The following is a 21,482-nucleotide window of genomic DNA, read 5'->3' as shown; positions in this document are numbered from 1 at the left end:
GCCTACTTGAAGCCGGTCGGCAGGTATTCCTTGACGTTGTCCTTGGTGACGACCGCCGAGTAGAGCGTCAGCGAGGTGGGGATCTCGTGCTCGGCGAGGCCGCTGACGCCCTTGCCCTGGCCGAGCGCGCGGGCCAGGTCGATGGCGGAGGCGGCCATGGTCGGCGGGTAGAGCACGGTGGCCTTCAGGACGCTGTTGTCGGCCTGGATGGCCTCCATCGCGGAGAGCGCCCCGGCGCCGCCGACCATGACGAAGTCGTCGCGGCCGGCCTGGTCGATGGCGCGCAGCGCGCCCACGCCCTGGTCGTCGTCGTGGTTCCACATGGCGTCGAAGCTCTTCTGCGCCTGGAGGATCTGGGCCATCTTGGCCTGCCCGGTCTCCACGGTGAACTCGGCCTGCTGGCGGGCGACCTTCTTGATGTTCGGGTAGTTCTTCAGGGCGTCGTCGAAACCCTGGGTGCGCTGCTTGGTCAGCTCCAGGTTGTCCGGGCCCGAGAGCTCGACGACCTTGGCGTTCTTCTTGTCCTTGAGGAGTTCGCCGATGTAGTGGCCCGCGTTGAGCCCCATGCCGTAGTTGTCGCCGCCGACCCAGCAGCGGTACGCCTGCGGACTGGCGAAGACCCGGTCGAGGTTGACGACGGGTATCCCGGCGCGCATCGCCTTGAGCCCTGCCTGGGTCATCGCCTTGCCGTCGGCGGGCAGGATGACGAGGACGTCGACCTTCTTGTTGATCAGCGTGTCGATCTGGCCGATCTGGGCGGCGGTGTCGTTGGAGCCCTCGGTGATGTCGAGGGTGACGTCGGAGTACTTCTCGGCGCGCTCGCGGGCGTTGACGTTGATGGCGTTGAGCCAGCCGTGGTCGGCCTGGGGTCCGGCGAAGCCGATGGTGACCTTCTTGCCGGGCTTGTCGTCGGCGGCGGCCGCCTGGTTGTCGGTGGAGCCGGACGACTCCTTCGGCTCGTTGCTGGTGCAGGCGGTGAGGAAGGCGCCGGCGCCGAGGGCGGCGCTACCGAGGAGCAGTCCTCTGCGGCTGGGGATCTCTGGCATGGTGGTGGCCCTTTCGGGATGCGGCTCGTGGGCGGGGCTCGGCCGGGGGGGGAAGTGGGGGCGCTAGGTCGTGTGCTGGGCGGAGCGGCGCTGGACCAGCACAGCGACGACGATGATGGCGCCCTTGGCGATCTGCTGGACGTCGCTCTGGAGGTTGTTGAGCGCGAAGATGTTGGTGATCGTGGTGAAGATCAGGACGCCGAGGACGGAGCCGACGATGGTGCCGCGCCCGCCGGTGAGCAGGGTGCCGCCGATGATCGCGGCGGCGATGGCGTCGAGTTCGTAGAGGTTGCCGTTGGTGTTCTGGCCGGAGCCGGAGAGGATCACCAGCAGGAAGGCGGCGATGCCGCAGCACAGGCCGGAGAGCAGGTAGAGGTAGAGGCGCTGGCGGCGGACGTCGATCCCGGCGAGGCGGGCGGCCTCGGCGTTGCCGCCGACGGCGACGGTGCGGCGGCCGAAGGTGGTGCGGTTGAGGAGCAGCCAGCCGATCACGGTGACCGCGGCGAAGACCATCACCAGCGGCGGTACGCCGAGGATGTAGGAGCTGCGGGAGCCGAGGTCGAGCACCGAGTCGACGGTGACGATCTGGGTGTTGCCGTCGGTGATCAGCAGGGCGAGGCCGCGCGCGGAGACCATCATGGCGAGCGTCGCGATGAACGGCACCATCTGGCCGTACGCGATGAGCACGCCGTTGACCAGGCCGCAGCCGAGGCCGACCAGGACGGCGGTGAAGAGGATGCCGGTGAAGCCGAAGTCCTGGGTGGCGACGGTGGTCGCCCAGACCGAGGCGAGGGCGACGATGGCGCCCACCGAGAGGTCGATGCCGCCGGACATGATCACGAAGGTCATGCCGACGGTGACCACACCGATCACCGACGACTGGACCAGGACCAGTTGCAGGTTGGTGGTGGCGAGGAACTCGTCGGGGCGGGTGATGCCGCCGACGAGGATCAGGGCGGCGAGCACCCCGAGCAGCGCGAGGGTGCGCAGGTCCGGGCGGAAGAACCGCGTTCCGCCCGGGGCGGCGGGGCCGGGGTCGTCCTTGCCGAGTTCGAGCGGCGGGCCGGCACCGGGCCCGCCCTGCTGAGCCGAGGGGGCAGGCTGCGTCATGTCGTCGGGGTCCCTTCCATCACTAGATCCAGTACGCGGTGTTCGTCGAGTTCCTGCGCGGGCGCCTGGTGGACGACCCGGCCCTCGCGGAGCACCAGGACACGGTCGGCGAGGCCCAGCACTTCGGGGACCTCGCTGGAGACGAGGAGGACGGCGAGGCCCTCGTCGGCGAGCCGGCGGATCACCGCGTACAGCTCGGCGCGGGCGCCCACGTCGACGCCTCGGGTCGGTTCGTCCAGCAGCAGCACCCGGCAGCCGCGCAGCAGCCAGCGGGCCAGGACCGCCTTCTGCTGGTTGCCGCCGGAGAGGGTGCGGATCGGGGTCTCGGGGTTGTCGGGGCGCAGCGACAGCTCGCGGGTGGCGGCGCGGGCGTCGGCGCGCTCGCGGCCCCGGTCGACCCAGCCGCCGCGGGAGAAGCGGGAGAGGGCCGAGACGGAGACGTTGCGGGTGACCGACTCCAGCATCAGCAAGCCCTGCGCCTTGCGCTCCTCGGGGGCGAGGCCGACGCCGGCCCGGACGGCGGCGCGGACGCTGCCCGTGCGCAGCCACGTGCCGTCGACGGCGACGCGGCCGGTGGCGGGCCGGCGGGCGCCGTAGACGGTCTCCAGGATCTCGGAGCGTCCGGAGCCGACCAGTCCGGCGAGGCCGACGATCTCGCCGGGCCGCACCTGGAGGTCGAGCGGCTCGAACTCGCCGGGCCGGGAGAGGTTCTCGACCGTCAGCACGGGTGCCACGTCGGCCGGGGCGGGTTGCTCGGGCCGCTGGGGGAAGACGTACTCGACGGTGCGGCCCGTCATGAGGGAAACGATGTCACGGGTGGGGGTGGCGTCCGCCGCCAGCGACTGGGCGACGGCGCGGCCGTCCTTGAGGACGGTGACCCGGTCGCCGATCTGGCGGATCTCCTCCAGCCGGTGGGAGATGTAGACGATGGCGACGCCCTCGGCGGTGAGCGAGGAGACGATCCGGAAGAGGTTGGCGACCTCGTCGGGGTCGAGGGCGGCGGACGGCTCGTCCATCACGATCAGGCGGACGTCGTGGGAGAGGGCGCGGGCCATCGAGACGATCTGCTGGTGCGCGGCGGAGAGGTCGCCGACGAGTGTCCCGGCGTCGATCTCGGGGTGGCCCAGGCGGCGCAGCAGCGTGTTGGCGCGTTCGCGGGCGACGGCGCCCCGGACGACGAACCCCGCGCTGGTCGGCTCGTGACCGAGGTAGACGTTCTCGGCGACGCTGAGCCCTTCCACCAGGTCGAGTTCCTGGTAGATGGTGGCGATGCCGAGGCGCATCGCGGCGATGGGCGACTTGAGGGTCACCGGCTCGCCCTGCCAGGTGATGGTTCCCTCGTCGGGCTGGTGGGCTCCGGCGAGCACCTTGATGAGTGTGGACTTCCCGGCGCCGTTCTGGCCGAGCAGGCAGTGGACCTCACCCGCGGCGACCTCCAGGTCCACCCCGTCGAGGGCGCGGACGCCCGGGAAGGACTTGGCGATGCCGGACATGGTGAGCAGGGGCGGTTCTGGTGCCATGGCGGTTCCCCTCGGCGGATGACGGCCGGTGAGCGGGCAGGGCGGACCGCGCGCCGACGGCGCGGTGGTGCGGTGCGTGGGCGGTGCGGAGCTGCTGCGGGTACGGGTGCTGACGGTGCCGGTGGTGCGGACGGGTCAGGGGCAGGGCTGCTGCGGTACGGGTGCTGCTTCGTGCGGGGCGCGGGCACGGCGGTTGTCGTGCGGGCGCCCGGAGGGTGCGCGGGTGGTGCGGCTCAGCGGTACGGCTCGGTGGTGCGCGTGGTGCGGGTACGGTCCGGTCCCGGCGCGGCTCGGCCGGGGCGGTGGTGCGCCTTGCGGGCGGTGCGGATGGTGCGTGCCTTGCGGGTGGCGTACGGGACGCCGATGGTGCGGTGGTGCGGGTGGTGCGGTCCGTCCGGCGGGCCGGGCGGGGTGGTGCGCGCCGGGCCTGTCAGGCCGGCGAGAACAGGTGGTCGCTGATGAGCCGGGCGCCGCCGATGACTCCGGCGGCGGGCCCCAACTCGCCCAGGACGATGGGCAGGTTGCCGGTCGCCAGCGGCAGCGACTGGCGGTAGACCTGGGTGCGGATGGCGGCGAGCAGGGTGTGGCCGAGGCCGGTCACTCCTCCGCCGATCACCACGAGCCCGGGGTTGAAGAAGGAGACGAGTCCGGCGATGACCTGGCCGGTGTGGCGGCCGCCGCGCCGGATCAGTTCGAGTGCGGCGGTGTCGCCGCCGGAGGCCGCGGCGGCCACGTCGGCAGCGCTGAGCCGCCCCGAGGCCTCCAGCCGGGCGGCCAGTTCCTGCGAACGGCCCTCCCGTGCCACCTGCTCGGCGTCCCGGGCCAGCGCGGAGCCGCTGAAGTGGGCCTCCAGGCACCCTTGGTTGCCGCAGGCGCAGGGCAGACCCTCGGGCTCGACCTGGATGTGGCCGATGTCGCCCGCGCTGCCGGTGGTCCCGCGGTAGACGGTGGAGCCGACCACGATGCCGCAGCCGATGCCGGTGCCGATCTTGACGCAGAGGAAGTCCCCGACGGTGCGGGCGACTCCGGCGTGCTGCTCGCCCATGGCCATGAGGTTCACGTCGTTGTCGACCATGACGGGGCAGCCCAGCTCCTGGCTGAGCGCCTCGCGGACGGGGAAGCCGTCCCAGCCGGGCATGATCGGCGGGGCGACGGGGATGCCCTCGGGGAAGCGGACCGGGCCGGGTACGCCGATCCCGGCGCCGTCGAACCCCTCGGCCAGGCCGGACGCCTTCAGCTTCTCGGCCATGTCGAGGACCTGCTCGAAGACGGCGACCGGGCCTTCGCGGACGTCCATCGGCTGGGTGATGTGGCCGAGCACCTCCAACTCGGCGTTGGTGACGGCCACGTCGACCGAGGTGGCGCCGATGTCGACGCCGAGGAAGCGCAGATGGGGCGCGAGGCGGATGTTGTGCGAGCGCCGGCCGCCGCGCGAGGCGGCCAGCCCGTCGGCGACGACCAGGCCGGTCTCCAGCAACCGGTCGACCTCGACGGCGAGTTTGGAGCGGGAGAGGTCGACCTCCTCGCCGAGCTGGGCGCGGGAGTGGGCGCCGCCGTCGCGGAGCAGCCGCAGCAGGCGCGCCTGGTGTGCGTTGGCCGGTCTTGCGGTCATGCGTCTCACGCGCCCCTCCCTCCCCCTGGCCTGACGGTGCGGGGAAACCTCTGCGAACGGCGGGGCCGCGGGCGTCCTCGCTGGGGTACGCCGGGCTCGCCGCTCGCGCTTTCGAGGGGAACGTAGCAGTGCCTGCCGGGTGTGGGAAGAAGTTGAGCGGGAATTACCCCCGACTTTTTCCATTCACAGGACAAAGCCGGGGAGCCGCGCCTCCCGCCAAGCCGCCCGCCCGCCCCCGGCCACCCCGCCGTCCTCCCAGGTGGCGGCGGTACGCGGACCCTCGCGGGCCCCCGAAGGCGTCGACGGGCCGCCGCTCACGGGCAGCGCACGACCTGTCCGGCGTACGAGAGGTTGCCGCCGAAGCCGAAGAGCAGGACGGGGTCGCCGGTGCTGATCTCGCCGCGTTCGACCAGCTTGGAGAGGGCCAGCGGGATGGAGGCGGCGGAGGTGTTGCCGGACTCCACGACGTCCCGGGCGACGACGGCGTTGACCGCGCCGAGCTTGGCGGCGACCGGTTCGATGATCCGCAGGTTGGCCTGGTGGAGGACGACGGCGGCAAGCTCCTCGGGGCCGATCCCGGCACGCTCGCAGACCTTGCGGGCGATGGGGGGCAGCGTGGTGGTGGCCCACCGGTAGACGCTCTGGCCCTCCTGGGCGAAGCGCGGCGGGGTGCCCTCGATGCGTACGGCGTGGCCGAGCCCGGGGACCGAGCCCCACAGGACGGGGCCGATGCCCGCGACACCGCCGCCGCTCTCCGCGCGGTCGGCGGTGACGACCGCGGCCCCGGCCCCGTCGCCGACCAGGACGCAGGTTCCCCGGTCGGCCCAGTCCGCGACCTGCGACATCTTGTCGGCGCCGATCACCACGGCGCGCTCGGCCGAGCCGGCGCGCACCGCGTGGTCGGCGGTGGCCAGGGCGTGGGTGAACCCGGCGCAGACCACGTTGAGGTCGAGGGTGGCGGGGGAGATCATGCCGAGCCGGGCGGCGACCCGGGCCGCGGTGTTCGGGGAGCGGTCGATGGCGGTGGAGGTGGCGACCACGACCAGGTCGACGGTGGCCGGTTCGACCCCCGCGGAGGCCAGCGCCTTGGCGGCGGCGTGCGCGGCGAGCTCGTCCACCGGCTCGTCGGGCCCCGCGATCCGCCGCGTGCGGATCCCCACCCTGCTGCGGATCCACGCGTCGCTGGTGTCGACCATCTCCTCCAGCTCCTCGTTGGTGAGTACGCGGGCCGGCTGGTAGTGGCCGACGGCGGCGATACGGGTGCCGATCATGGAGCGGGGTCCCCCTCGTGTCCGGATGACGAACGGATCCTCCAGTCTGGTCAGCGACTCACCGGTAGCGGGGCAGGTGATGCCACAGGATTCGGGCACGACCCTTGGAGACATCACCCACCCGCGCCGGACCCGCCCGGCGCCCGTACCCGCGCGGGTGTCAGCCGGTGAACAGCTGTGCGGCCTTCACCCCCAGCTCGTACAGGCCCCAACAGAGCGGCAGCCCCACCCAGAGCCAGGCGAAGGCGGTCAGGGCCCGGCGCCGGGGCTCCGGCGCGGCGGCGTTCTCAGCGGGTGGCGTCGTCATGGGCGGCGGCCTCCTTCGGGGCGGGCTCCGGCGCGGCGGCGGGGCTCGCGTCGGGCGGGGTGACGTGGTGGCGGGGGTGGACCGGGCGGACCAGTTCGTTGGCGATGAAGCCGACGATCAGCAGGCCGGTCATGACGGTCAGGGAGAGCCCGTACAGCTCGGGCCCGCTGTGTCCGGCGGCGGCCTGGCGGTCGGCGATCTGGTTGACGATGAGCGGGCCGAGGACGCCCGCGGTGGACCAGGCGGTGAGCAGGCGGCCGTGGATGGCGCCGACCTGGTAGGTGCCGAAGAGGTCCTTCAGGTAGGCGGGGATGGTGGCGAAGCCGCCGCCGTAGAAGGAGAGCAGCACCAGCGCGCAGAGGATGAACAGGGGCTTGGAGGCGTCCCCGAACTGCGAGATGAGCAGGTACATCAGGGCGCCGACGCCGAGGTAGAGGCGGTAGATGTTCTTCCGGCCGATCAGGTCGGAGGTGCTCGACCAGCCGATCCGCCCGGCCATGTTGGCGGCGGAGAGCAGGGCGACGAATCCGGCGGCGGCCGCGGCCGAGACGGGCGCGGGGGTGTCCGCGAAGAAGTCGGAGATCATCGGCGCGGCCTTCTCCAGGATGCCGATGCCCGCGGTGACGTTCATGCACAGGACGACCCACAGGCACCAGAACTGCGGGGTACGGACGGCCGACCGGGCCGAGACGCCGGGGCCGGTCACCGGGACCCGGACGGCCTCGCCGTCGCGCCCGCCCGCCGCCACCCGCGCGGCCGGGGTGCGGATCAGCGCGACGCCCAGGGCCATGAAGACGGCGTAGCTCAGGCCGTGGACGAGGAAGGCGAGGGCGATGCCCCGGGTGCCGCCGCCGAAGGCGTCGAGCATCGCGGCCGACCAGGGCGAGGCGATGAGGGCACCGCCGCCGAAGCCCATGATGGCGATGCCGGCGGCCATGCCGGGGCGGTCGGGGAACCACTTGATCAGGGTGGAGACGGGCGAGATGTAGCCGATGCCCAGTCCGATGCCGCCGACGAAGCCGTAGCCGAGGACGATCAGCCAGTACTGGGCGGTGGCGGCGCCGAGCGCGGAGATCAGGAAGCCGGACGAGAAGCAGACCAGCGAGACGGTCATGGCCCAGCGGGGCCCGTTGCGTTCGACGAGGGTGCCGCCGAAGGCCGCGGAGAGGCCGAGCATGACGATGGCGAGCTGGAAGGGGAGGGCGCTCTGCGTGCCGCTGAGGCCGAGCGCCGACTCCAGCGGCGGCTTGAAGACGCTCCAGGCGTACGCCTGGCCGATGGAGAGGTGGATCGAGAGCGCGGCCGGCGGGACCAGCCACCGGCTCCAGCCGGGTGGCGCGACCGGGCCGCCGCGGCGGGCGGGGGTGGGGGGAGTCGTCATGATCCGGAACCCTAGGAACCGGTTCCGGCGTTGGGAAGTGTTCGGACAAGGCCGGTCCGAACGGGTGCGTGGCCCGGCCGTCAGGCGTGTCACGCCCCCGGCCGGGTTCGGGCCGGCGGTCCTGGAGAAGAATGACACCGTGGAGGCCGGGCTCCAGGCCCCCGGCCGGGCGCCCGCACGGCCTCCGCGCAGGGCCGACCGGGCCGCCGTACGCACAGAACCAGGACCGCTCCATGGGCCGAGTCACCGAACGCCGCCGTGTCCTCCGTATCCGGGACGGTGCCGTCTCCTCCCGGGCGGACACCCTGGTCTCCGAGGAGCCCCTGGAGATCCGGCTGAACGGCAAGCCGCTGGCGATCACCATGCGCACGCCCGGCGACGACTTCGCGCTCGCCGCCGGGTTCCTGATCAGCGAGGGCGTGCTCGCCGACGCCTCGGAGCTGGCCAACATCGTGTACTGCGCGGGCGCCACCGCCGACGGCTACAACACGTACAACGTGGTGGACGTGCGGCTCGCCGACGGGGTGGCGCTGCCGGACATCTCCCTGGAGCGGAACGTCTACACCTCGTCCTCCTGCGGCCTGTGCGGCAAGGCCAGCCTGGACGCGGTCCGCACCAAAACCCGGCACCCGCTGACCGGCGACGACGGCGTCCGCCTCACTCCCGCCCTGCTCTCCACCCTGCCCGACCGGCTCCGGGAGGCCCAGCAGGTCTTCGACCGCACCGGCGGGCTGCACGCGGCGGCGCTCTTCACCCCGGACGGTGAGCTGGTGGACACCAGGGAGGACGTGGGGCGGCACAACGCGGTCGACAAGGTGGTGGGCCGCGCCCTGCAGCAGGGGCGGCTGCCGCTGCGCGACTCGGTGCTGCTGGTGTCGGGGCGCGCCTCGTTCGAGCTGGTCCAGAAGGCGGTGATGGCAGGCATCCCGATGCTGGCGGCCGTCTCCGCGCCGTCCTCCCTCGCCGTGGAGCTGGCCCGGGAGAGCGGGCTGACCCTGGTGGGGTTCCTCCGCGGGGCCTCGATGAACGTGTACGCGGGCGAGGAGCGGATCGCCCTGCCGGCCGACGCCGGCTGAGCCGCCCGTCTCAGGCGGCGCCGGGCCCGGCCACCGGCACCGGCTCCTTTGCCGCCTCGGGGTCGCGGGCGCGGCGCTTGGCGATGACCGCGCAGACCATGAGCTGCATCTGGTGGAAGAGCATCAGCGGCAGCACCGCCATCGAGGCGTGCGAGGCGAAGAGCACGGTGGCCATCGGCAGGCCCGCGGCGAGGGACTTCTTCGATCCGGCGAACTGGACGGCGATCCGGTCGGCCCGGTCGAAGCCCATCCGCGCCGCCCCGTACCAGGTGAGCGCCAGCATCACGGTGAGCAGGACGGCCTCGACGGCGAGCAGGGCGAGCAGCCGCGGCCAGGTCACCTGCTGCCAGATCCCGGCGACCACGCCCTGGCTGAAGGCGGTGTAGACGACCAGCAGGATCGACCCGCGGTCGACGAAGCCGATGATCCGCTTGTGCCGGACGAGGAAGCCGCCGATCCACCGCCGCAGGAGCTGCCCGGCGAGGAAGGGCGCGAGCAGCTGGAGGACGATCTTCACCGCGGAGTCCGCCGAGAAGCCGCCCCCGGAGGAGCCCAGCAGCACCACGGCGAGCAGCGGGGTGAGGACCATCCCGGCGAGCGAGGAGAACGACCCGGCACAGATGGCGGCCGGCACGTTGCCCTTGGCGATCGAGGTGAAGGCGATCGAGGACTGGATGGTGGAGGGGACCAGGCACAGGAAGAGGAAGCCGCCGTACAGCGCCGGGGTGAGCAGCCACGGCACCAGTCCCCTGGCGGCCAGCCCCAGCAGCGGGAAGACGACGAAGGTGCAGGCCAGCACGGTGGTGTGGAGCCGCCAGTGGCGCACCCCGTCCATCGCCTCCCGGGTGGAGAGCTTCGCGCCGTAGAGGAAGAAGAGCAGGCCGACCACGACCGTGGAGGCACCGGAGGCCACCTCGGCGGCGGCTCCCCGGGCCGGCAGCAGCGTCGCGAGGGCCACCATCCCGAGCAGCGTCAGGATGTACGGGTCGACGGGCAGCCTCAGCCGCCTGCGCGGGCGTGTCACGGGTGTCTTCCTCGGTCGGGGCCGGGTGCCGTCCACGGGCGGCGGCACGGGAGGGGCCGGTCACCTGCGCGGGGCGCGGTGCCGGAGGGTTCGGGTCCAGCATCTCCCGCCGGCCCGCGATCGGGAATCCCGTACACCGCACTGACTGTCATCACGGAGCCCGATAGCCTGCGGGTGTGTACGATCCCGCGCTGCTGCGCACCTTCCTCGCCGTGTCCCAGACGCTGAGCTTCACCCAGGCGGCGCGGCGGCTCGGCGTGCGCCAGTCCACCGTCAGCCAGCACGTGCGGCGGCTGGAGGAGCAGGTGGGGCGGGCGCTCTTCCTGCGCGACACGCACACCGTGGAGCTGACCGGCGACGGTGCGGCCATGCTCGGCTTCGCCCGCCGCATCCTGGAGGTGCAGGAGCAGGCGGCGGCCTTCTTCGGCGGGAGGCGGCTGCGCGGGCGGCTGCGGTTCGGCGCCTCGGAGGACTTCGTGCTGACCCGGCTGCCGGAGATCCTGGAGGCGTTCCGGGACGACCATCCCGAGGTGGAGCTGGAGCTGACGGTGGAGCTCTCCGGGACGCTGCACGAGCGGCTGGCGGCGGGCAAGCTCGACCTGGTCCTCGCCAAGCGGCGCCCGCAGGACCCGCCCGCGCCGCTGGTGCGCCGCGACCGGCTGGTGTGGATCGGCGCGGAGCGCCTGCGGCTCGACCCGGAGGACCCGGTGCCGCTCATCGTCTACCCGGCGCCTGGCATCTCCCGGGCCCGCGCGCTGGACGCCCTGGAGCGGCACGGCCGGCCGTGGCGGATCGCCTGCACCAGCGGCAGCCTCAACGGCCTCCTCGCCGCCGCCCGCGCCGGGCTCGGCGTGATGGCGCACGCCCGGGGACTGATCCCGCCGGGCCTGGTACGGGTCCCCGAGCGCGCCGGGCTCCCGGAGCTGGGCGAGGTGGAGTTCGTCCTCGCCCACGGCGAGGCGCCGGGCCAGGGCGACCCGGCGCCCGCGCGGGCGCTGGCCCGCGCCATCCTGGAGGGCGGCGACCGGCTGCGGGGGCCGGGCTGAGCGACGGGCCCGCACCGCGACGTACGGCACGTGCGGAGCGGGCCCGGCGAAGGTGAGCGTGACGGTCAGGGCGTACGCGCCACCGTGTCCTCCCCCGCCTCAGGCTCGGCGTCCCCGCCCTCGACGCTCTCACCCCGGTCCTTGGCCCGGACGAACCGGAGGAACGAGTTCAGCTCCCGCTTGACGACCGGCGCCAGCAGGTACAGCCCGATGATGTTGATGACCGCGAGGGTGAACAGCACCGCGTCGGCGAGGTCGATCAGGGTCTGAAGCGTGAGCAGCGACCCGGCGACCGCGAAGACGGTGTAGAGGGCCTTGAAGAGCGTCTCGCTGGCGCGGCTGCGTCCGAAGAGGTAGGTCCACGCCTTCAGGCCGTAGTACCCCCAGGTCAGCACGGTCGAGAAGGCGAAGAGCAGAACCGCGACCGTCAGGATGTACGGGAACCAGGGCAGCACCGTCTCGAAGGCGTCCGAGGTGATGGTGACGCCGCCGATGGACTCTCCGGCCCGCGCCTCGGCCCAGCTGGCCGGGTTGGCGATGACGATGGTCAGGGCCGTCATGGTGCAGATGATCACGGTGTCGATGAAGGGTTCGAGCAGGGCGACCAGGCCCTCGCTCGCGGGGTGGCGCGTCTTGGCGGCGGAGTGGGCGATCGGGGCGGAGCCGAGCCCCGCCTCGTTGGAGAAGGCCGCGCGCTTGAAGCCGACGATCAGCGCGCCCAGGATGCCGCCGGCGACGCCCTCGGGGTTGAAGGCGCCCTCGATGATCGTGCCGAAGGCGGCCGGGACGGCGGTGACGTTGACGGCGATGACCACCAGGCACGCGACCACGTAGATCGCCGCCATCGCGGGGACCAGGCGGCTGGTGACCGAGGCGATGGACCGGATACCGCCGAGCAGCACCACACCGACCAGTGCCGCGACGACGATGCCGAAGAGCAGGGCGCCCCCGGACGAGCCGATGAGCCCGTCCTCGCCGCCGGTGACGGCGGCGAGCTGGGCGTAGGACTGGTTGACCTGGAAGAGGTTGCCGCCGAAGAGGCCGAAGAAGAGGATCATCGCGGAGGCCAGCACGGCCAGCACCTTGCCGAGCTTGGCGCCGCGTGCGCCGAAGCGCTCGGCGAGCCCCTTGGGCAGGTAGTGCATGGGCCCGCCGGAGACCGTGCCGTCGGCATGCACCTCGCGGTACTTCACGCCGAGGGTCACCTCGACGAACTTGGTGGCCATGCCGAGGAGACCGCAGACGATCATCCAGAACGTGGCTCCCGGGCCGCCGATGCTCACGGCGACGGCCACACCGGCGATGTTGCCGAGGCCGACCGTTCCGGAGACCGCGGCGGTCAGCGCCTGGAAGTGGCTGACCTCGCCCGCGGAACCCTTCTCGTCGTACTTCCCGCGGACGACGCGGAGCGCCAGCCCGAACTTCCGGAACTGGACCAGGCCGAACCAGCCGCTGAAGACCAGGCCGGCGACGGCCAGCCAGGCCACGATGAGGGGGACCTCGGCCCCGTTGATGGTGACGGCGTAGAAGATGACGTCGCCGAGCCACGTCGCGATCGGCTCGAAGAAGCCGCCTACCGCGCTGTCGATCGAACGAGTGATGGAGTCGAGTGACATCTGGCTCCTCTGGGGGCGCATGGTCCACGCGATGGGGACGCGAGACATGGCGTACGGGCACGGACGGCGGGCGTCCGGTCGGTGCTCACGCCGCCCCCGGTGCCTGCCGGAGGTGGCTCACCGGCGGGCGGCAGTGGGGGCGCGCCGTCGGCGGAGTTGCGCATTGATAGCACGCACCGTCTCCTCATCGTCGTGGCGGGAATCACACCAGGAAAGGCGCTGAGGGGCATTTCGCACCCGCGGTGACTCGATCGTTATCCGGATCTGAGCATCCTTTGAGCGAACACGCCGACGCGGCACGGTCCGCCGCCGAGGACGGGCGGCTCCCCGCCGGCCGGGCCGCGGGCATGTGAAGGCCCGCCCCCGAACCCCGGTCAGGGTGACCGTCCTGCACAGATCCGGTGCAGATCGGCCCGATTCCACTTACCGGTGGGTCAGTATTCTGTCCCGCCCTTCCCCTTTGTCGCCGGATTCCCCCTGGCTGGCCAGTGCGTATGCCATGGAGTGCGGCTGTGCGCCGTCTCTCCCGCCCGGGACGCGACTGGGGTAGCGTCACCGCGCTGTCAGGGCATTCAGGTCAGGCAGGGCGTCCCCTCAGGAGCAGCGCGTGCGCGAGTTCACCTCTCCCCCGTCGGCGTCGGCCCCGCCGGTGGGCGGTCTCGCCGACGCCGTCTTCGACCATGCCGACGCCGACCCGGACCGGGTGGCACTGGCCCGCAAGGGGCCGGACGGCCACTGGCGGGACGTGACGTCGGCGCGGTTCCGCGACGAGGTGCTGGCGCTGGCGAAGGGGCTGCTGGCGGACGGCGTGCGATTCGGGGACCGGGTCGCCATCATGTGCCGCACCCGCTACGAGTGGACCCTCTTCGACTTCGCCCTGTGGACGGTCGGCGCGCAGGTGGTCCCGGTCTACCCGACCTCCTCGGCCGAGCAGGTGGCGTGGATGCTGCACGACGCGCAGGTGTCGGCGGCGATGGTCGAGCACGAGGACCACGCGATGACGATCGGTTCGGTGGTCGACCGTCTCCCCGGGCTGCGGCGGCTGTGGCAGCTGGACGCGGACACCGTGACGGCTCTGGTCAAGGCGGGCGCGGAGATCACCGACGAGACGGTCCACCGGCACCGCAGGGCCGTCACCCCCGACACCACCGCCACCCTCATCTACACCTCGGGCACCACCGGCCGGCCCAAGGGCTGCGTCATCACCCACGCCAACCTGATGTTCGAGTCGGACACCGCGATCAGCCGCTGGGAGCCGGTCTTCCACTCCCGCCCCGGCGACCAGGCGTCCACCCTGCTCTTCCTGCCGCTCGCCCACGTCTTCGGCCGTATGGTGCAGGTCGCGGCGGTCCGGGGCCGGGTCAAGCTCGGCCACCAGCCGGAGCTGAACGCGGCGGCGCTCCTGCCGGACCTGGCCGCCTTCCGGCCGACCTTCGTGCTGGCCGTCCCGTACATCTTCGAGAAGGTCTTCCACTCGGCGCGGCGCAAGGCCGAACGGGGAGGGCGCGAGGGGCCGTTCGGCAAGGCGGTGGAGGTCGCCGTGCGGTACGCGGAGGCGATGGAGGCGCGCGCCTTCGGCACCGGTCCCGGCCCGACGGCGGGGCTGCGGATGCAGCACCAGCTCTACGACAAGCTGGTCTACTCGCGGGTCCGGGACGCCCTCGGCGGCCGGGTGCGGCACGCCATGTCGGGCGGCTCGGGGATGAACCGGCGGCTCGGCCTCTTCTTCGCCGGGGCGGGCATCACCATCTACGAGGGGTACGGCCTGACCGAGTCGACCGCCGCCGCCACCGCCAACCCGCCGGAGCGGACCCGGTACGGCACGGTGGGCCTGCCGCTGCCGGGCACCACGGTGCACATCGCGGACGACGGCGAGGTGTGGCTCCACGGGGACCACGTCTTCCGCGGCTACCTCAACGCCCCGCAGGCCACCCGTACGGCACTGCGCGAGGGATGGCTCGCCACCGGGGACATCGGCCGGCTGGACGAGGACGGCTACCTGACGATCACCGGCCGCAAGAAGGAGATCCTGGTGACCTCCGGCGGCAAGAGCGTCTCGCCCGGGCCGCTGGAGGAGCGGGTCCGCGACCATCCGCTGGTCGCCCAGTGCGTCGTCGTCGGAAACGACCGGCCCTACATCGCCGCGCTGGTCACCCTGGACACCGAGGCGGTCGCGCACTGGCTGACGATGCGCGGCAAACCGCAGCTGACCCCGGCGGAGCTGGTCCGCGACCCGGATCTGGAGACGGAGGTGCGGCGCGCCGTCATCGCCGCCAACACGCTCGTCTCGCAGGCCGAGTCGATCCGCACCTTCCGCATCCTGGGCCACCAGTTCACCGAGGAACGCGGGCTGCTCACCCCGTCACTGAAGCTGAAGCGCAAGGCGATAGAGGAGTCCTACGCGGCCGAGCTGGAGGCGCTGTACCGCGCCTGACGCGGTGTCCGCACGGCGGTCGGCGCCGGTACCCCCGGCCGGTTCCGGCGCTGGTGGAAGCCGCCGGGCGGGGGAACTCGCGGGGGCGTGAACGGGTCGGCCCGCGGGAATGCGAACGGGCGGGTCATAGTTGACCATGGGAGTTCCCACCGACCACGTTAGGACCAATCGCTCGTGAGCAAGGTTCCCCCGATCATCCTGAACAACGGCGTCGAGATGCCTCAGATCGGCTTCGGCGTGTGGCAGGTACCGGACGACGAGGCGTACACCGCTGTCGGCGCGGCCCTGGAGGCGGGCTACCGCTCCATCGACACCGCCGCCGCCTACGGGAACGAGGAGGGTACCGGCAAGGCCATCGCCGAGTCCGGCGTCCCCCGCGAGGAACTCTTCGTCACCACCAAGCTGTGGAACAGCGACCACGGGTACGACGCGGCGCTGCGCGCCTTCGACTCCTCGCTGGCGAAGCTGGGCCTGGACCACGTCGACCTGTACCTGATCCACTGGCCGTTGCCGGCCAAGGGCACCGCCGCCGACACCTTCAAGGCGTTGGAGAAGCTCTACTCCGACGGCCGCGCCCGGGCCATCGGCGTCTCGAACTTCCTCCCCGAGCACCTGGAGCAGCTGATCGACGCGACCTCGGTCATCCCCGCGGTCAACCAGATCGAGCTCCACCCCCACCTCCAGCAGCGGGCCACCCGCGCCTTCCACGACGAGCAGGGCATCACCACCGAGGCGTGGTCCCCGATCGGCCAGGGCAAGGGCCTGCTGGAGGTGCCCGCGATCGTCGCCATCTCGCGCAAGCACAACGTCACCCCCGCCCAGGTGGTGCTGCGCTGGCACGTCCAGCTGGGCAACGTCGCCATCCCGAAGTCCGTGACGCCGTCGCGGATCAAGGAGAACATCGACGTCTTCAGCTTCGAGCTGGACACCGAGGACATGGCCGCGATCAGCGCGCTCAACGAGGACCGCCGGCTGGGCCCCGACCCGGCCGAGATCAACGAGGGCTGACCCCTCCGGCTCCCGCACGCACGGATGCCCCGTACCGCCGTCGCGGTGCGGGGCATCCGTGCGCCGGGGCCGTCTCACTCCTCGCGCAGGGCCAGGTGGACGGTCTGGGCGCTGAGGAGGAAGAGGTCGGGCCGGTGGTACAGCCCGGCGGCGTCGTCGGGGTCGAGCAGGCGGTCGGCCGTGGCGCGGTCGGCCGGACCCAGCTCGACGTGGTCCAGCCGCCGCTGCCACTGGGCCACCAGGTGGGCGCGGGTCTCGTAGGTCACCGGCGCGGGCAGGTCCAGGAGGAAGCTGCGGGTGGCGACGTGCCGCAGTCCGGCGGCCGCCAGCAGGGCCGCCCAGTCCTCGGTCTCCTTGACGGCCCCGGGCAGGGACTCCCGCATCCCGGCGAACCCCTCCTCCTGGGCGGCGTCCAGCCGCGACTCGATCCCGGGCCTGCCGAAGCCCAGTTCGCGCGGGAGGGTGCGCGGCGGCAGGCCGCCCTCCAGCAGGACGAGGCCGCCGCCGGGGGCCAGCGCCCGGCCGAAGGCGGCGAGGCCGGCGCGCTGGTCGCCGACGTGGTGCAGGGAGCGCCCGGCCCAGACAAGTGAGGCGGCGGGCAGGGCGTCGAGGCCGTCGGGCAGCTCGGCGCGGTGGGTGTGCAGCCGCCCCTCCAGGCCGCCGCGGCGCGCCCGGTCGGCGGCGCGCTCCAGCAGGGCGGCCTCGGCGTCCACGGCGTACACCTCGCGGTCGGGGAAGACCTCCGCGAGGAGGGCGGAGACCACACCGGGGCCGCTGCCCGCGTCGACGACCGGTCCCGGGACGCGGGCCCCGCGTTCGGCGGCCCAGTCGGCGATCTCCCGGTACAGCGGGAGGCTGACCTCAGCCTCCTGTTCCAAGACGGGCCCCATGACGGACCAGTCGAGATCCCCGTGCCCGTGGCCGCCTTCGCCGTGGCTGTGCCCGTGGCCCGCCTGCTCCTGCCGCTCACTCATGTAGTCCGCCTTCCGCTCGCTCGGTCACGGCGTCCAGCCTGGTACGGGCGGCGCTAGCGGGCCAGTCGTGTTGCCGTTCCGGCAAGCGGAGGCGGGGCGTACGGAGTCAGGCGGCGCGGAACGCCATCAGCCGGAAGACCGGCTCGGGTCGCGGGGTGTCCGGGTCGGGGAGGGCGGCGAGGCGGGCGGCGAGGGCGCTGCCGCCCTCGCGGTACATGTCGCCCGCGCGGACCCGGCGGGCCAGCTCGGCGGGGGTGCGGCCCTGGCCGTGGCCCTGGAAGAGCGCCTCGCCGCAGGGGGTGAGACCGTGCTTCTCGGCGAGGGCGGTGACGGTGGCGTGGGCGTCGGCGACCTGGTGCAGCCGGTAGGGGCCGACGAGGGTGTCGATGTCGCTGCCGACGTCGTGCGCGTCGGCCTTGTCGACGGTGGTGACGAAGACCCCGCCGGGCCGCAGCACCCGGGCCGCCTCGGCCACCACGGGGGCGGCGTCGGGCAGCAGGTGGAGCAGCCAGACGGCGGAGACCGAGTCGAAGGCGGCGGGGGTGAACGGCAGCCGGCGGCAGTCGGCGCGCAGCGCGGCGCCGGGCAGCCGTCCGGCGGCCACGGTGAGCATGCCGGGGGCGAGGTCGACGCCGACGACGCGGCGGCCCGGCTGGGCGATGCGCTCGCTGACCAGGCCGGTGCCGCAGGCGAGGTCGAGGTGGTCGCGGGCGTCGGCGGGCAGCAGGGCGTGGACCGCCTCGGCGGCGGCTCTGGCGCGGGGGACGCCGCCGCGGGTGGCGTCGTAGACAGCGGCTTCGCGTGTGTAGTCCAGCACGTCAGTGCGCTCCGTGGGCGGGGGCCAGTTGCTCGATCCGGGCCGCGAGGTCCAGGTCGAGCGCGGTGATCGCGCCGTCGGCGCTGTGGGTCTGCACGGCGAGCCGCACCGTGTTGTAGCCGAGGGTCAGGTCGGAGTGGTGGTTCAGCTCGTCCTGGACCTGCGCGATGTGGGTGGTGAGCGCGGCGGCGGCGAAGTGGGAGTCCAGGCGGTAGGTCCGGGTGATCCGGTCCTCCTCCAGGGTCCAGCCGGGGAGTTGGGCGAGCCGGTCCTCGATCTGCTGGTGCGGCAGGGGGGCGGCGGTCATGACCTGCCTCCTTCGGTACGACTGCCGGTACGACTGCGGTCGTGGTCACCCTGCCACACCGGGGGCGCTCCCCGGCTGATGCGCGCCTGGGGTTCGCCCGGGCGCGCGCCCGGCCCCCCCCCTGGCGGCCCGCCGGGCGGTCGTGCGCGGCGGGCCCGGGGCGGTTCAGCGGGTTTCGAAGGCCTGGGCGGCGGGGCCGAGCACCGGGAGCCATTCGGCGACGTCGACCCGGGCCACCAGGCCCTCGACGCGGAACGGGTCCTTCTCGGTGAGGGCGAGCACCTCGTCCTTGGAACCGGCGCGGAGGAGCAACAGCGCGCCGGCGGGCTCGTCGGCGCCGAACGGGCCGGAAACCAGGTTGACGCCCTGGTCGGAGAGGCCGCCGAGGTAGGCGCGGTGGGCCGGGCGGTGGGTGTCGCGGGCGGCGGCGGAGTCGTCGGCGTAGGTGTAGGTGACGGCGTAGATCGGCACGGAGGGTCCTTCGCGGTGCGGGGTGCGGACAGGGCGGTGCGCCGGGCCGCCGGGCCCGGCCCTCGGATCGTACGGCGGCGGGTGCGGGCGGCCGCGGGCAGGAGGGCGTGGCCCGGCCGGGTGGGACCGGCCGCCCTTCGGGGGCCCGGGCGGCGCCCTGTAGCGTGCCCCGGACCCTCGCCCGGCCGCCCGGGCCTCCACCTCTTCGAGGAGCAGCCATGCCCCGTGTCCTGACCGTCTCCGGCAGCGTCGTCGTGCCGATCGCGCCCGGGGAGGCGTACGCGCTGATCGCCGACCCGGCCGGGATGGGGCGGTGGAGCCCGGAGAACCAGGGGGCGGTGGTGCGCGGCGAGGACGGTGCGCCGTACCCGGGGATGGTCTTCGACGGGCGGAACAAGCGCGGGCTCGTGCGGTGGACGACGCGGTGCACGGTGACCGCCGCCGAGCCGGGTGAGCGGTTCGCCTTCAAGGTGCGGGCGATCGGGCTGCGCCGGCCGGTGGTGCGCGGGCCGATCGCCACCTGGGAGTACCACTTCGAGACGGCGCCGGGCGGCGGCACGCTGGTCACCGAGACGTGGACGGACGACCGGCGGCGCTGGCCGGACGCCGCGGCGTGGGTCTTCGACCACGTGGTGACCTCGGGCCACTCCTTCGCCGACTTCCAGCGGCGCAACATCGCCGCCACCCTGCGCCGCTTCGCCGAGCGCTGCGCCGCCCCGGCGTCCGGGGAGGCCGGCGCGGGGCGCTGACGGCCCGTTCCCGGGCTCGGCCGAACGCCGTCCCGCGCCGGTGCATTCGCGGGCGTGTTCGGGGCAGGCGGTCAGCACCGGGAGGTACGGACACCCCGGGCACCGGACCCGCCGTCCCCGTGCCTCACCGGTCAGGACCCGCGGGCACCGGATCGCGACCGGCACGGCCCGCGCACCGCCGACGCGCGCGCCGACCGCGCGGCCGGGGTGCCCCATCCGTTCACACCGGAGCCGAAGGGAACAGCCATGCTCACCGTCGTGATCATCGTCGCGGCCGTCGTCGTCGTGGCGGCGGCCGCCTACGCCCTGACGAGGCGTGACACCACGGGGTCCGCGCTCAAGCGGCGGTTCGGCCCCGAGTACGACCGGGCGATCGCCCGGCACAACGGCGACACCGCCGCCACCCAGCGGGAGCTGGGCGACCGCGTGAAGCGGCACGGCGCGCTCAAGGAGCGGCCGCTGCCCGCCGATTCTCTCGCCCGTTACGAGGCCGAGTGGGCCGGTGTGCAGCGCCGGTTCGTCGACTCGCCGCAGCAGGCCATGGCCGACGCGGCCACGCTGCTCGCCCGGCTCGCCCAGGAGCGCGGCTACCCGGGCCCCGAGCAGTACGACGAGCAGGTGGCGGCGCTGTCGGTGCACCACGCCCACGAGGTCGAGGGGTACCGCACGGTGCGTCTCGCGGCCCGGGGCGGCGGCGGCACGGAGGAGCTGCGCGAGGCCCTGCTGGCGGCCCGCTCGCTGTACGACGTGCTGACCGGCGGTGCCGGCCACGTCGACGGCGGCCGCCCGGCGGGCCCGGTCGAGCCGGGTGACGACCCGCAGCCGCCCGCGGCACAGGACGACATACCGGCAGCGGCCCGCCCTCGCGGGGCCGAGGCCGGCATCAGGACTACCGAGGGGAAGTGATCGGCGATGGCAGCCGAGAGTGGCAAGTGGACCGCCAAGCACGCCGCCCGCACCGGGCACGAGGAGCGCGCCCTGGGCTCCGGCTACGACGAGGAGCTCGGGTACGACCGCGACGTGGCCGGGGCCGCGCCCGGCGGCGCCCGGCACGACGAGCCGGGCCTGGCCCGGGGGCCGGTGGCGCCGGTCGACCCGGCGGCGCCCGGCACCCCGCCGCCGCCCCCGCCCGCCGCCTTCCCCCCGCCCGCCCCGGGCACCGAGCCGCCGGGCTCGGCCGGAGCCGCGGGTGCTCCCGGCGCCACCGGCGCCGGCCAGGCGACCGTGAAGCCCCAGCCGCTGGCCGGGAAGAACACCGCGGTACCGGCCCCCGGGGCGGACACCGCGCCCCGCGCGCCGCAGAGCGCCGGCGCCCCGGCCGTCCCGGTCTTCGGCGCCGGGGAGGGCGAGCGCTGGTCGGGCCGTCTCCGGGAGGCCGTGAACGGCTTCGTGGACCGGCCCCGGGACGCGGTCGCCGAGGCCGACGAGGTCTTCGCGGAGCTGGCCGGACGGGTGACCGAGGCGCTGGCCGAGCAGCGGCGGGTGCTGCGCTCCGGCTGGGAGGAGCCGGCCGTCGAGCTGGACACCGAGCGGCTGCGGGTGGCCCTCCAGTCGTACCGGGAGGCGTCGGAGCGGCTGCTGAAGCTCTGACCCGTCCCCCAAGGACGCCGGTGCCCGGGCCGGGGTGCGAACCCCCAGCCCGGGCACCGGCATGTCCGGTCCCGGGCACCGCCGCCCGGCGTGCCGCTCCCAGCACACCACCCGGTCGGCCGC

20 protein-coding genes are annotated in these 21,482 nt (G+C 73.6%); 7 read left to right on the top strand and 13 right to left on the bottom strand.

Annotation, left to right across the window (positions count from 1 at the left end; translation table 11 throughout):
- Positions 1-2: 2 nt before the first annotated feature.
- The 7 genes from ACFWMZ_RS16110 to ACFWMZ_RS16080 all read right to left on the bottom strand — a co-directional run bounded on the left by ACFWMZ_RS16110 (position 3) and on the right by ACFWMZ_RS16080 (position 8,247).
- Complete coding sequence (locus tag ACFWMZ_RS16110) at positions 3-1,046, bottom strand: substrate-binding domain-containing protein (protein WP_383202075.1); 1,044 nt, start codon at positions 1,044-1,046, stop codon at positions 3-5.
- A gap of 63 nt (positions 1,047-1,109) precedes the next feature.
- On the bottom strand, positions 1,110-2,156 hold the full coding sequence (locus ACFWMZ_RS16105) for an ABC transporter permease (protein ID WP_383179965.1): 1,047 nt from the start codon (positions 2,154-2,156) through the stop codon (positions 1,110-1,112).
- Positions 2,153-3,676: a sugar ABC transporter ATP-binding protein gene (locus tag ACFWMZ_RS16100; RefSeq protein WP_383179962.1), complete on the bottom strand. Its 1,524-nt coding sequence runs from the start codon at positions 3,674-3,676 to the stop codon at positions 2,153-2,155. The genes ACFWMZ_RS16105 and ACFWMZ_RS16100 overlap by 4 nt, the downstream gene beginning before the upstream one ends.
- Before the next feature lie 430 nt (positions 3,677-4,106).
- Positions 4,107-5,288 carry an ROK family protein gene (locus ACFWMZ_RS16095; protein ID WP_383180051.1) on the bottom strand — a complete coding sequence of 394 codons (1,182 nt, stop codon included), beginning with the start codon at positions 5,286-5,288 and terminating at the stop codon, positions 4,107-4,109.
- 314 nt (positions 5,289-5,602) lie between these two features.
- The gene (locus ACFWMZ_RS16090) at positions 5,603-6,559 is read right to left on the bottom strand and encodes a beta-ketoacyl-ACP synthase III (RefSeq protein WP_383179959.1); all 957 of its coding nucleotides are present in this window, start codon (positions 6,557-6,559) and stop codon (positions 5,603-5,605) included.
- Between the two features lie 160 nt (positions 6,560-6,719).
- The gene (locus tag ACFWMZ_RS16085) at positions 6,720-6,866 is read right to left on the bottom strand and encodes a hypothetical protein (RefSeq protein ID WP_383179956.1); all 147 of its coding nucleotides are present in this window, start codon (positions 6,864-6,866) and stop codon (positions 6,720-6,722) included.
- Positions 6,847-8,247, bottom strand: a complete 1,401-nt coding sequence (locus tag ACFWMZ_RS16080) for an OFA family MFS transporter (RefSeq protein ID WP_383179953.1) — start codon at positions 8,245-8,247, stop codon at positions 6,847-6,849. The genes ACFWMZ_RS16085 and ACFWMZ_RS16080 overlap by 20 nt, the downstream gene beginning before the upstream one ends.
- 233 nt (positions 8,248-8,480) lie before the next feature.
- On the opposite strand from ACFWMZ_RS16080, the gene fdhD reads away from it, so the two are divergent.
- Positions 8,481-9,323: a formate dehydrogenase accessory sulfurtransferase FdhD gene (gene fdhD / locus ACFWMZ_RS16075; protein WP_383202072.1), complete on the top strand. Its 843-nt coding sequence runs from the start codon at positions 8,481-8,483 to the stop codon at positions 9,321-9,323.
- A gap of 10 nt (positions 9,324-9,333) precedes the next feature.
- Here fdhD and ACFWMZ_RS16070 read toward each other — a convergent pair whose 3' ends face one another.
- Complete coding sequence (locus tag ACFWMZ_RS16070; protein WP_383179947.1) at positions 9,334-10,347, bottom strand: bile acid:sodium symporter family protein; 1,014 nt, start codon at positions 10,345-10,347, stop codon at positions 9,334-9,336.
- Between the two features lie 176 nt (positions 10,348-10,523).
- On the opposite strand from ACFWMZ_RS16070, the gene ACFWMZ_RS16065 reads away from it, so the two are divergent.
- Positions 10,524-11,393 (top strand): LysR substrate-binding domain-containing protein, encoded by an 870-nt coding sequence (locus ACFWMZ_RS16065; RefSeq protein ID WP_383179945.1) that lies wholly within the window; start codon positions 10,524-10,526, stop codon positions 11,391-11,393.
- A 65-nt stretch (positions 11,394-11,458) separates the two neighbouring features.
- Here ACFWMZ_RS16065 and ACFWMZ_RS16060 read toward each other — a convergent pair whose 3' ends face one another.
- Entirely contained in the window at positions 11,459-13,009 is a 1,551-nt protein-coding gene (locus ACFWMZ_RS16060) for an alanine/glycine:cation symporter family protein (RefSeq protein ID WP_383179943.1), read from the bottom strand.
- 607 nt (positions 13,010-13,616) lie between these two features.
- On the opposite strand from ACFWMZ_RS16060, the gene ACFWMZ_RS16055 reads away from it, so the two are divergent.
- The gene (locus tag ACFWMZ_RS16055; RefSeq protein WP_383179940.1) at positions 13,617-15,443 is read left to right on the top strand and encodes an AMP-dependent synthetase/ligase; all 1,827 of its coding nucleotides are present in this window, start codon (positions 13,617-13,619) and stop codon (positions 15,441-15,443) included.
- A 174-nt stretch (positions 15,444-15,617) separates the two neighbouring features.
- The gene (locus ACFWMZ_RS16050; RefSeq protein ID WP_383179937.1) at positions 15,618-16,451 is read left to right on the top strand and encodes an aldo/keto reductase; all 834 of its coding nucleotides are present in this window, start codon (positions 15,618-15,620) and stop codon (positions 16,449-16,451) included.
- 74 nt (positions 16,452-16,525) lie between these two features.
- On the opposite strand, the gene ACFWMZ_RS16045 is transcribed toward ACFWMZ_RS16050, so the two are convergent.
- From ACFWMZ_RS16045 to ACFWMZ_RS16030, 4 genes are all read right to left on the bottom strand, one after another.
- Positions 16,526-17,425 carry a class I SAM-dependent methyltransferase gene (locus ACFWMZ_RS16045; RefSeq protein WP_383179934.1) on the bottom strand — a complete coding sequence of 300 codons (900 nt, stop codon included), beginning with the start codon at positions 17,423-17,425 and terminating at the stop codon, positions 16,526-16,528.
- A 106-nt stretch (positions 17,426-17,531) separates the two neighbouring features.
- The gene (locus ACFWMZ_RS16040; RefSeq protein WP_383179931.1) at positions 17,532-18,242 is read right to left on the bottom strand and encodes a class I SAM-dependent methyltransferase; all 711 of its coding nucleotides are present in this window, start codon (positions 18,240-18,242) and stop codon (positions 17,532-17,534) included.
- A 1-nt stretch (position 18,243) separates the two neighbouring features.
- Complete coding sequence (locus ACFWMZ_RS16035) at positions 18,244-18,549, bottom strand: 4a-hydroxytetrahydrobiopterin dehydratase (RefSeq protein ID WP_383179928.1); 306 nt, start codon at positions 18,547-18,549, stop codon at positions 18,244-18,246.
- Between the two features lie 165 nt (positions 18,550-18,714).
- Positions 18,715-19,020 (bottom strand): YciI family protein, encoded by a 306-nt coding sequence (locus tag ACFWMZ_RS16030; protein ID WP_383179925.1) that lies wholly within the window; start codon positions 19,018-19,020, stop codon positions 18,715-18,717.
- 218 nt (positions 19,021-19,238) lie between these two features.
- On the opposite strand from ACFWMZ_RS16030, the gene ACFWMZ_RS16025 reads away from it, so the two are divergent.
- From ACFWMZ_RS16025 to ACFWMZ_RS16015, 3 genes are all read left to right on the top strand, one after another.
- Positions 19,239-19,769 (top strand): SRPBCC family protein, encoded by a 531-nt coding sequence (locus tag ACFWMZ_RS16025; protein ID WP_383202069.1) that lies wholly within the window; start codon positions 19,239-19,241, stop codon positions 19,767-19,769.
- A gap of 246 nt (positions 19,770-20,015) precedes the next feature.
- Complete coding sequence (locus ACFWMZ_RS16020; RefSeq protein WP_383202066.1) at positions 20,016-20,675, top strand: hypothetical protein; 660 nt, start codon at positions 20,016-20,018, stop codon at positions 20,673-20,675.
- Positions 20,676-20,681: 6 nt separating this feature from the next.
- The gene (locus ACFWMZ_RS16015; RefSeq protein WP_383202063.1) at positions 20,682-21,359 is read left to right on the top strand and encodes a hypothetical protein; all 678 of its coding nucleotides are present in this window, start codon (positions 20,682-20,684) and stop codon (positions 21,357-21,359) included.
- The last annotated feature ends 123 nt before the right edge of the window (positions 21,360-21,482 follow it).

This window comes from Streptomyces sp. NPDC058373, assembly GCF_042723275.1.
Classification (GTDB): Bacteria; Actinomycetota; Actinomycetes; order Streptomycetales; family Streptomycetaceae; genus Streptomyces.
The sequence above is the reverse complement of the archived record's forward strand: the minus strand, read 5'-3'. Positions and strand labels throughout refer to the sequence as shown.

What these genes read in the sequence shown, in the direction of transcription:
- ACFWMZ_RS16085 (WP_383179956.1), bottom strand. Translation starts at nt 6,866, where the DNA reads ATGACGACGCCACCCGCTGAGAACGCCGCCGCGCCGGAGCCCCGGCGC.
- ACFWMZ_RS16035 (WP_383179928.1), bottom strand. Translation starts at nt 18,549, where the DNA reads ATGACCGCCGCCCCCCTGCCGCACCAGCAGATCGAGGACCGGCTCGCC.
- fdhD (WP_383202072.1), top strand. Translation starts at nt 8,481, where the DNA reads ATGGGCCGAGTCACCGAACGCCGCCGTGTCCTCCGTATCCGGGACGGT.
- ACFWMZ_RS16100 (WP_383179962.1), bottom strand. Translation starts at nt 3,676, where the DNA reads ATGGCACCAGAACCGCCCCTGCTCACCATGTCCGGCATCGCCAAGTCC.
- ACFWMZ_RS16025 (WP_383202069.1), top strand. Translation starts at nt 19,239, where the DNA reads ATGCCCCGTGTCCTGACCGTCTCCGGCAGCGTCGTCGTGCCGATCGCG.
- ACFWMZ_RS16095 (WP_383180051.1), bottom strand. Translation starts at nt 5,288, where the DNA reads ATGACCGCAAGACCGGCCAACGCACACCAGGCGCGCCTGCTGCGGCTG.
- ACFWMZ_RS16080 (WP_383179953.1), bottom strand. Translation starts at nt 8,247, where the DNA reads ATGACGACTCCCCCCACCCCCGCCCGCCGCGGCGGCCCGGTCGCGCCA.
- ACFWMZ_RS16060 (WP_383179943.1), bottom strand. Translation starts at nt 13,009, where the DNA reads ATGTCACTCGACTCCATCACTCGTTCGATCGACAGCGCGGTAGGCGGC.
- ACFWMZ_RS16020 (WP_383202066.1), top strand. Translation starts at nt 20,016, where the DNA reads ATGCTCACCGTCGTGATCATCGTCGCGGCCGTCGTCGTCGTGGCGGCG.
- ACFWMZ_RS16110 (WP_383202075.1), bottom strand. Translation starts at nt 1,046, where the DNA reads ATGCCAGAGATCCCCAGCCGCAGAGGACTGCTCCTCGGTAGCGCCGCC.
- ACFWMZ_RS16015 (WP_383202063.1), top strand. Translation starts at nt 20,682, where the DNA reads ATGGCAGCCGAGAGTGGCAAGTGGACCGCCAAGCACGCCGCCCGCACC.
- ACFWMZ_RS16045 (WP_383179934.1), bottom strand. Translation starts at nt 17,425, where the DNA reads ATGAGTGAGCGGCAGGAGCAGGCGGGCCACGGGCACAGCCACGGCGAA.
- ACFWMZ_RS16090 (WP_383179959.1), bottom strand. Translation starts at nt 6,559, where the DNA reads ATGATCGGCACCCGTATCGCCGCCGTCGGCCACTACCAGCCGGCCCGC.
- ACFWMZ_RS16105 (WP_383179965.1), bottom strand. Translation starts at nt 2,156, where the DNA reads ATGACGCAGCCTGCCCCCTCGGCTCAGCAGGGCGGGCCCGGTGCCGGC.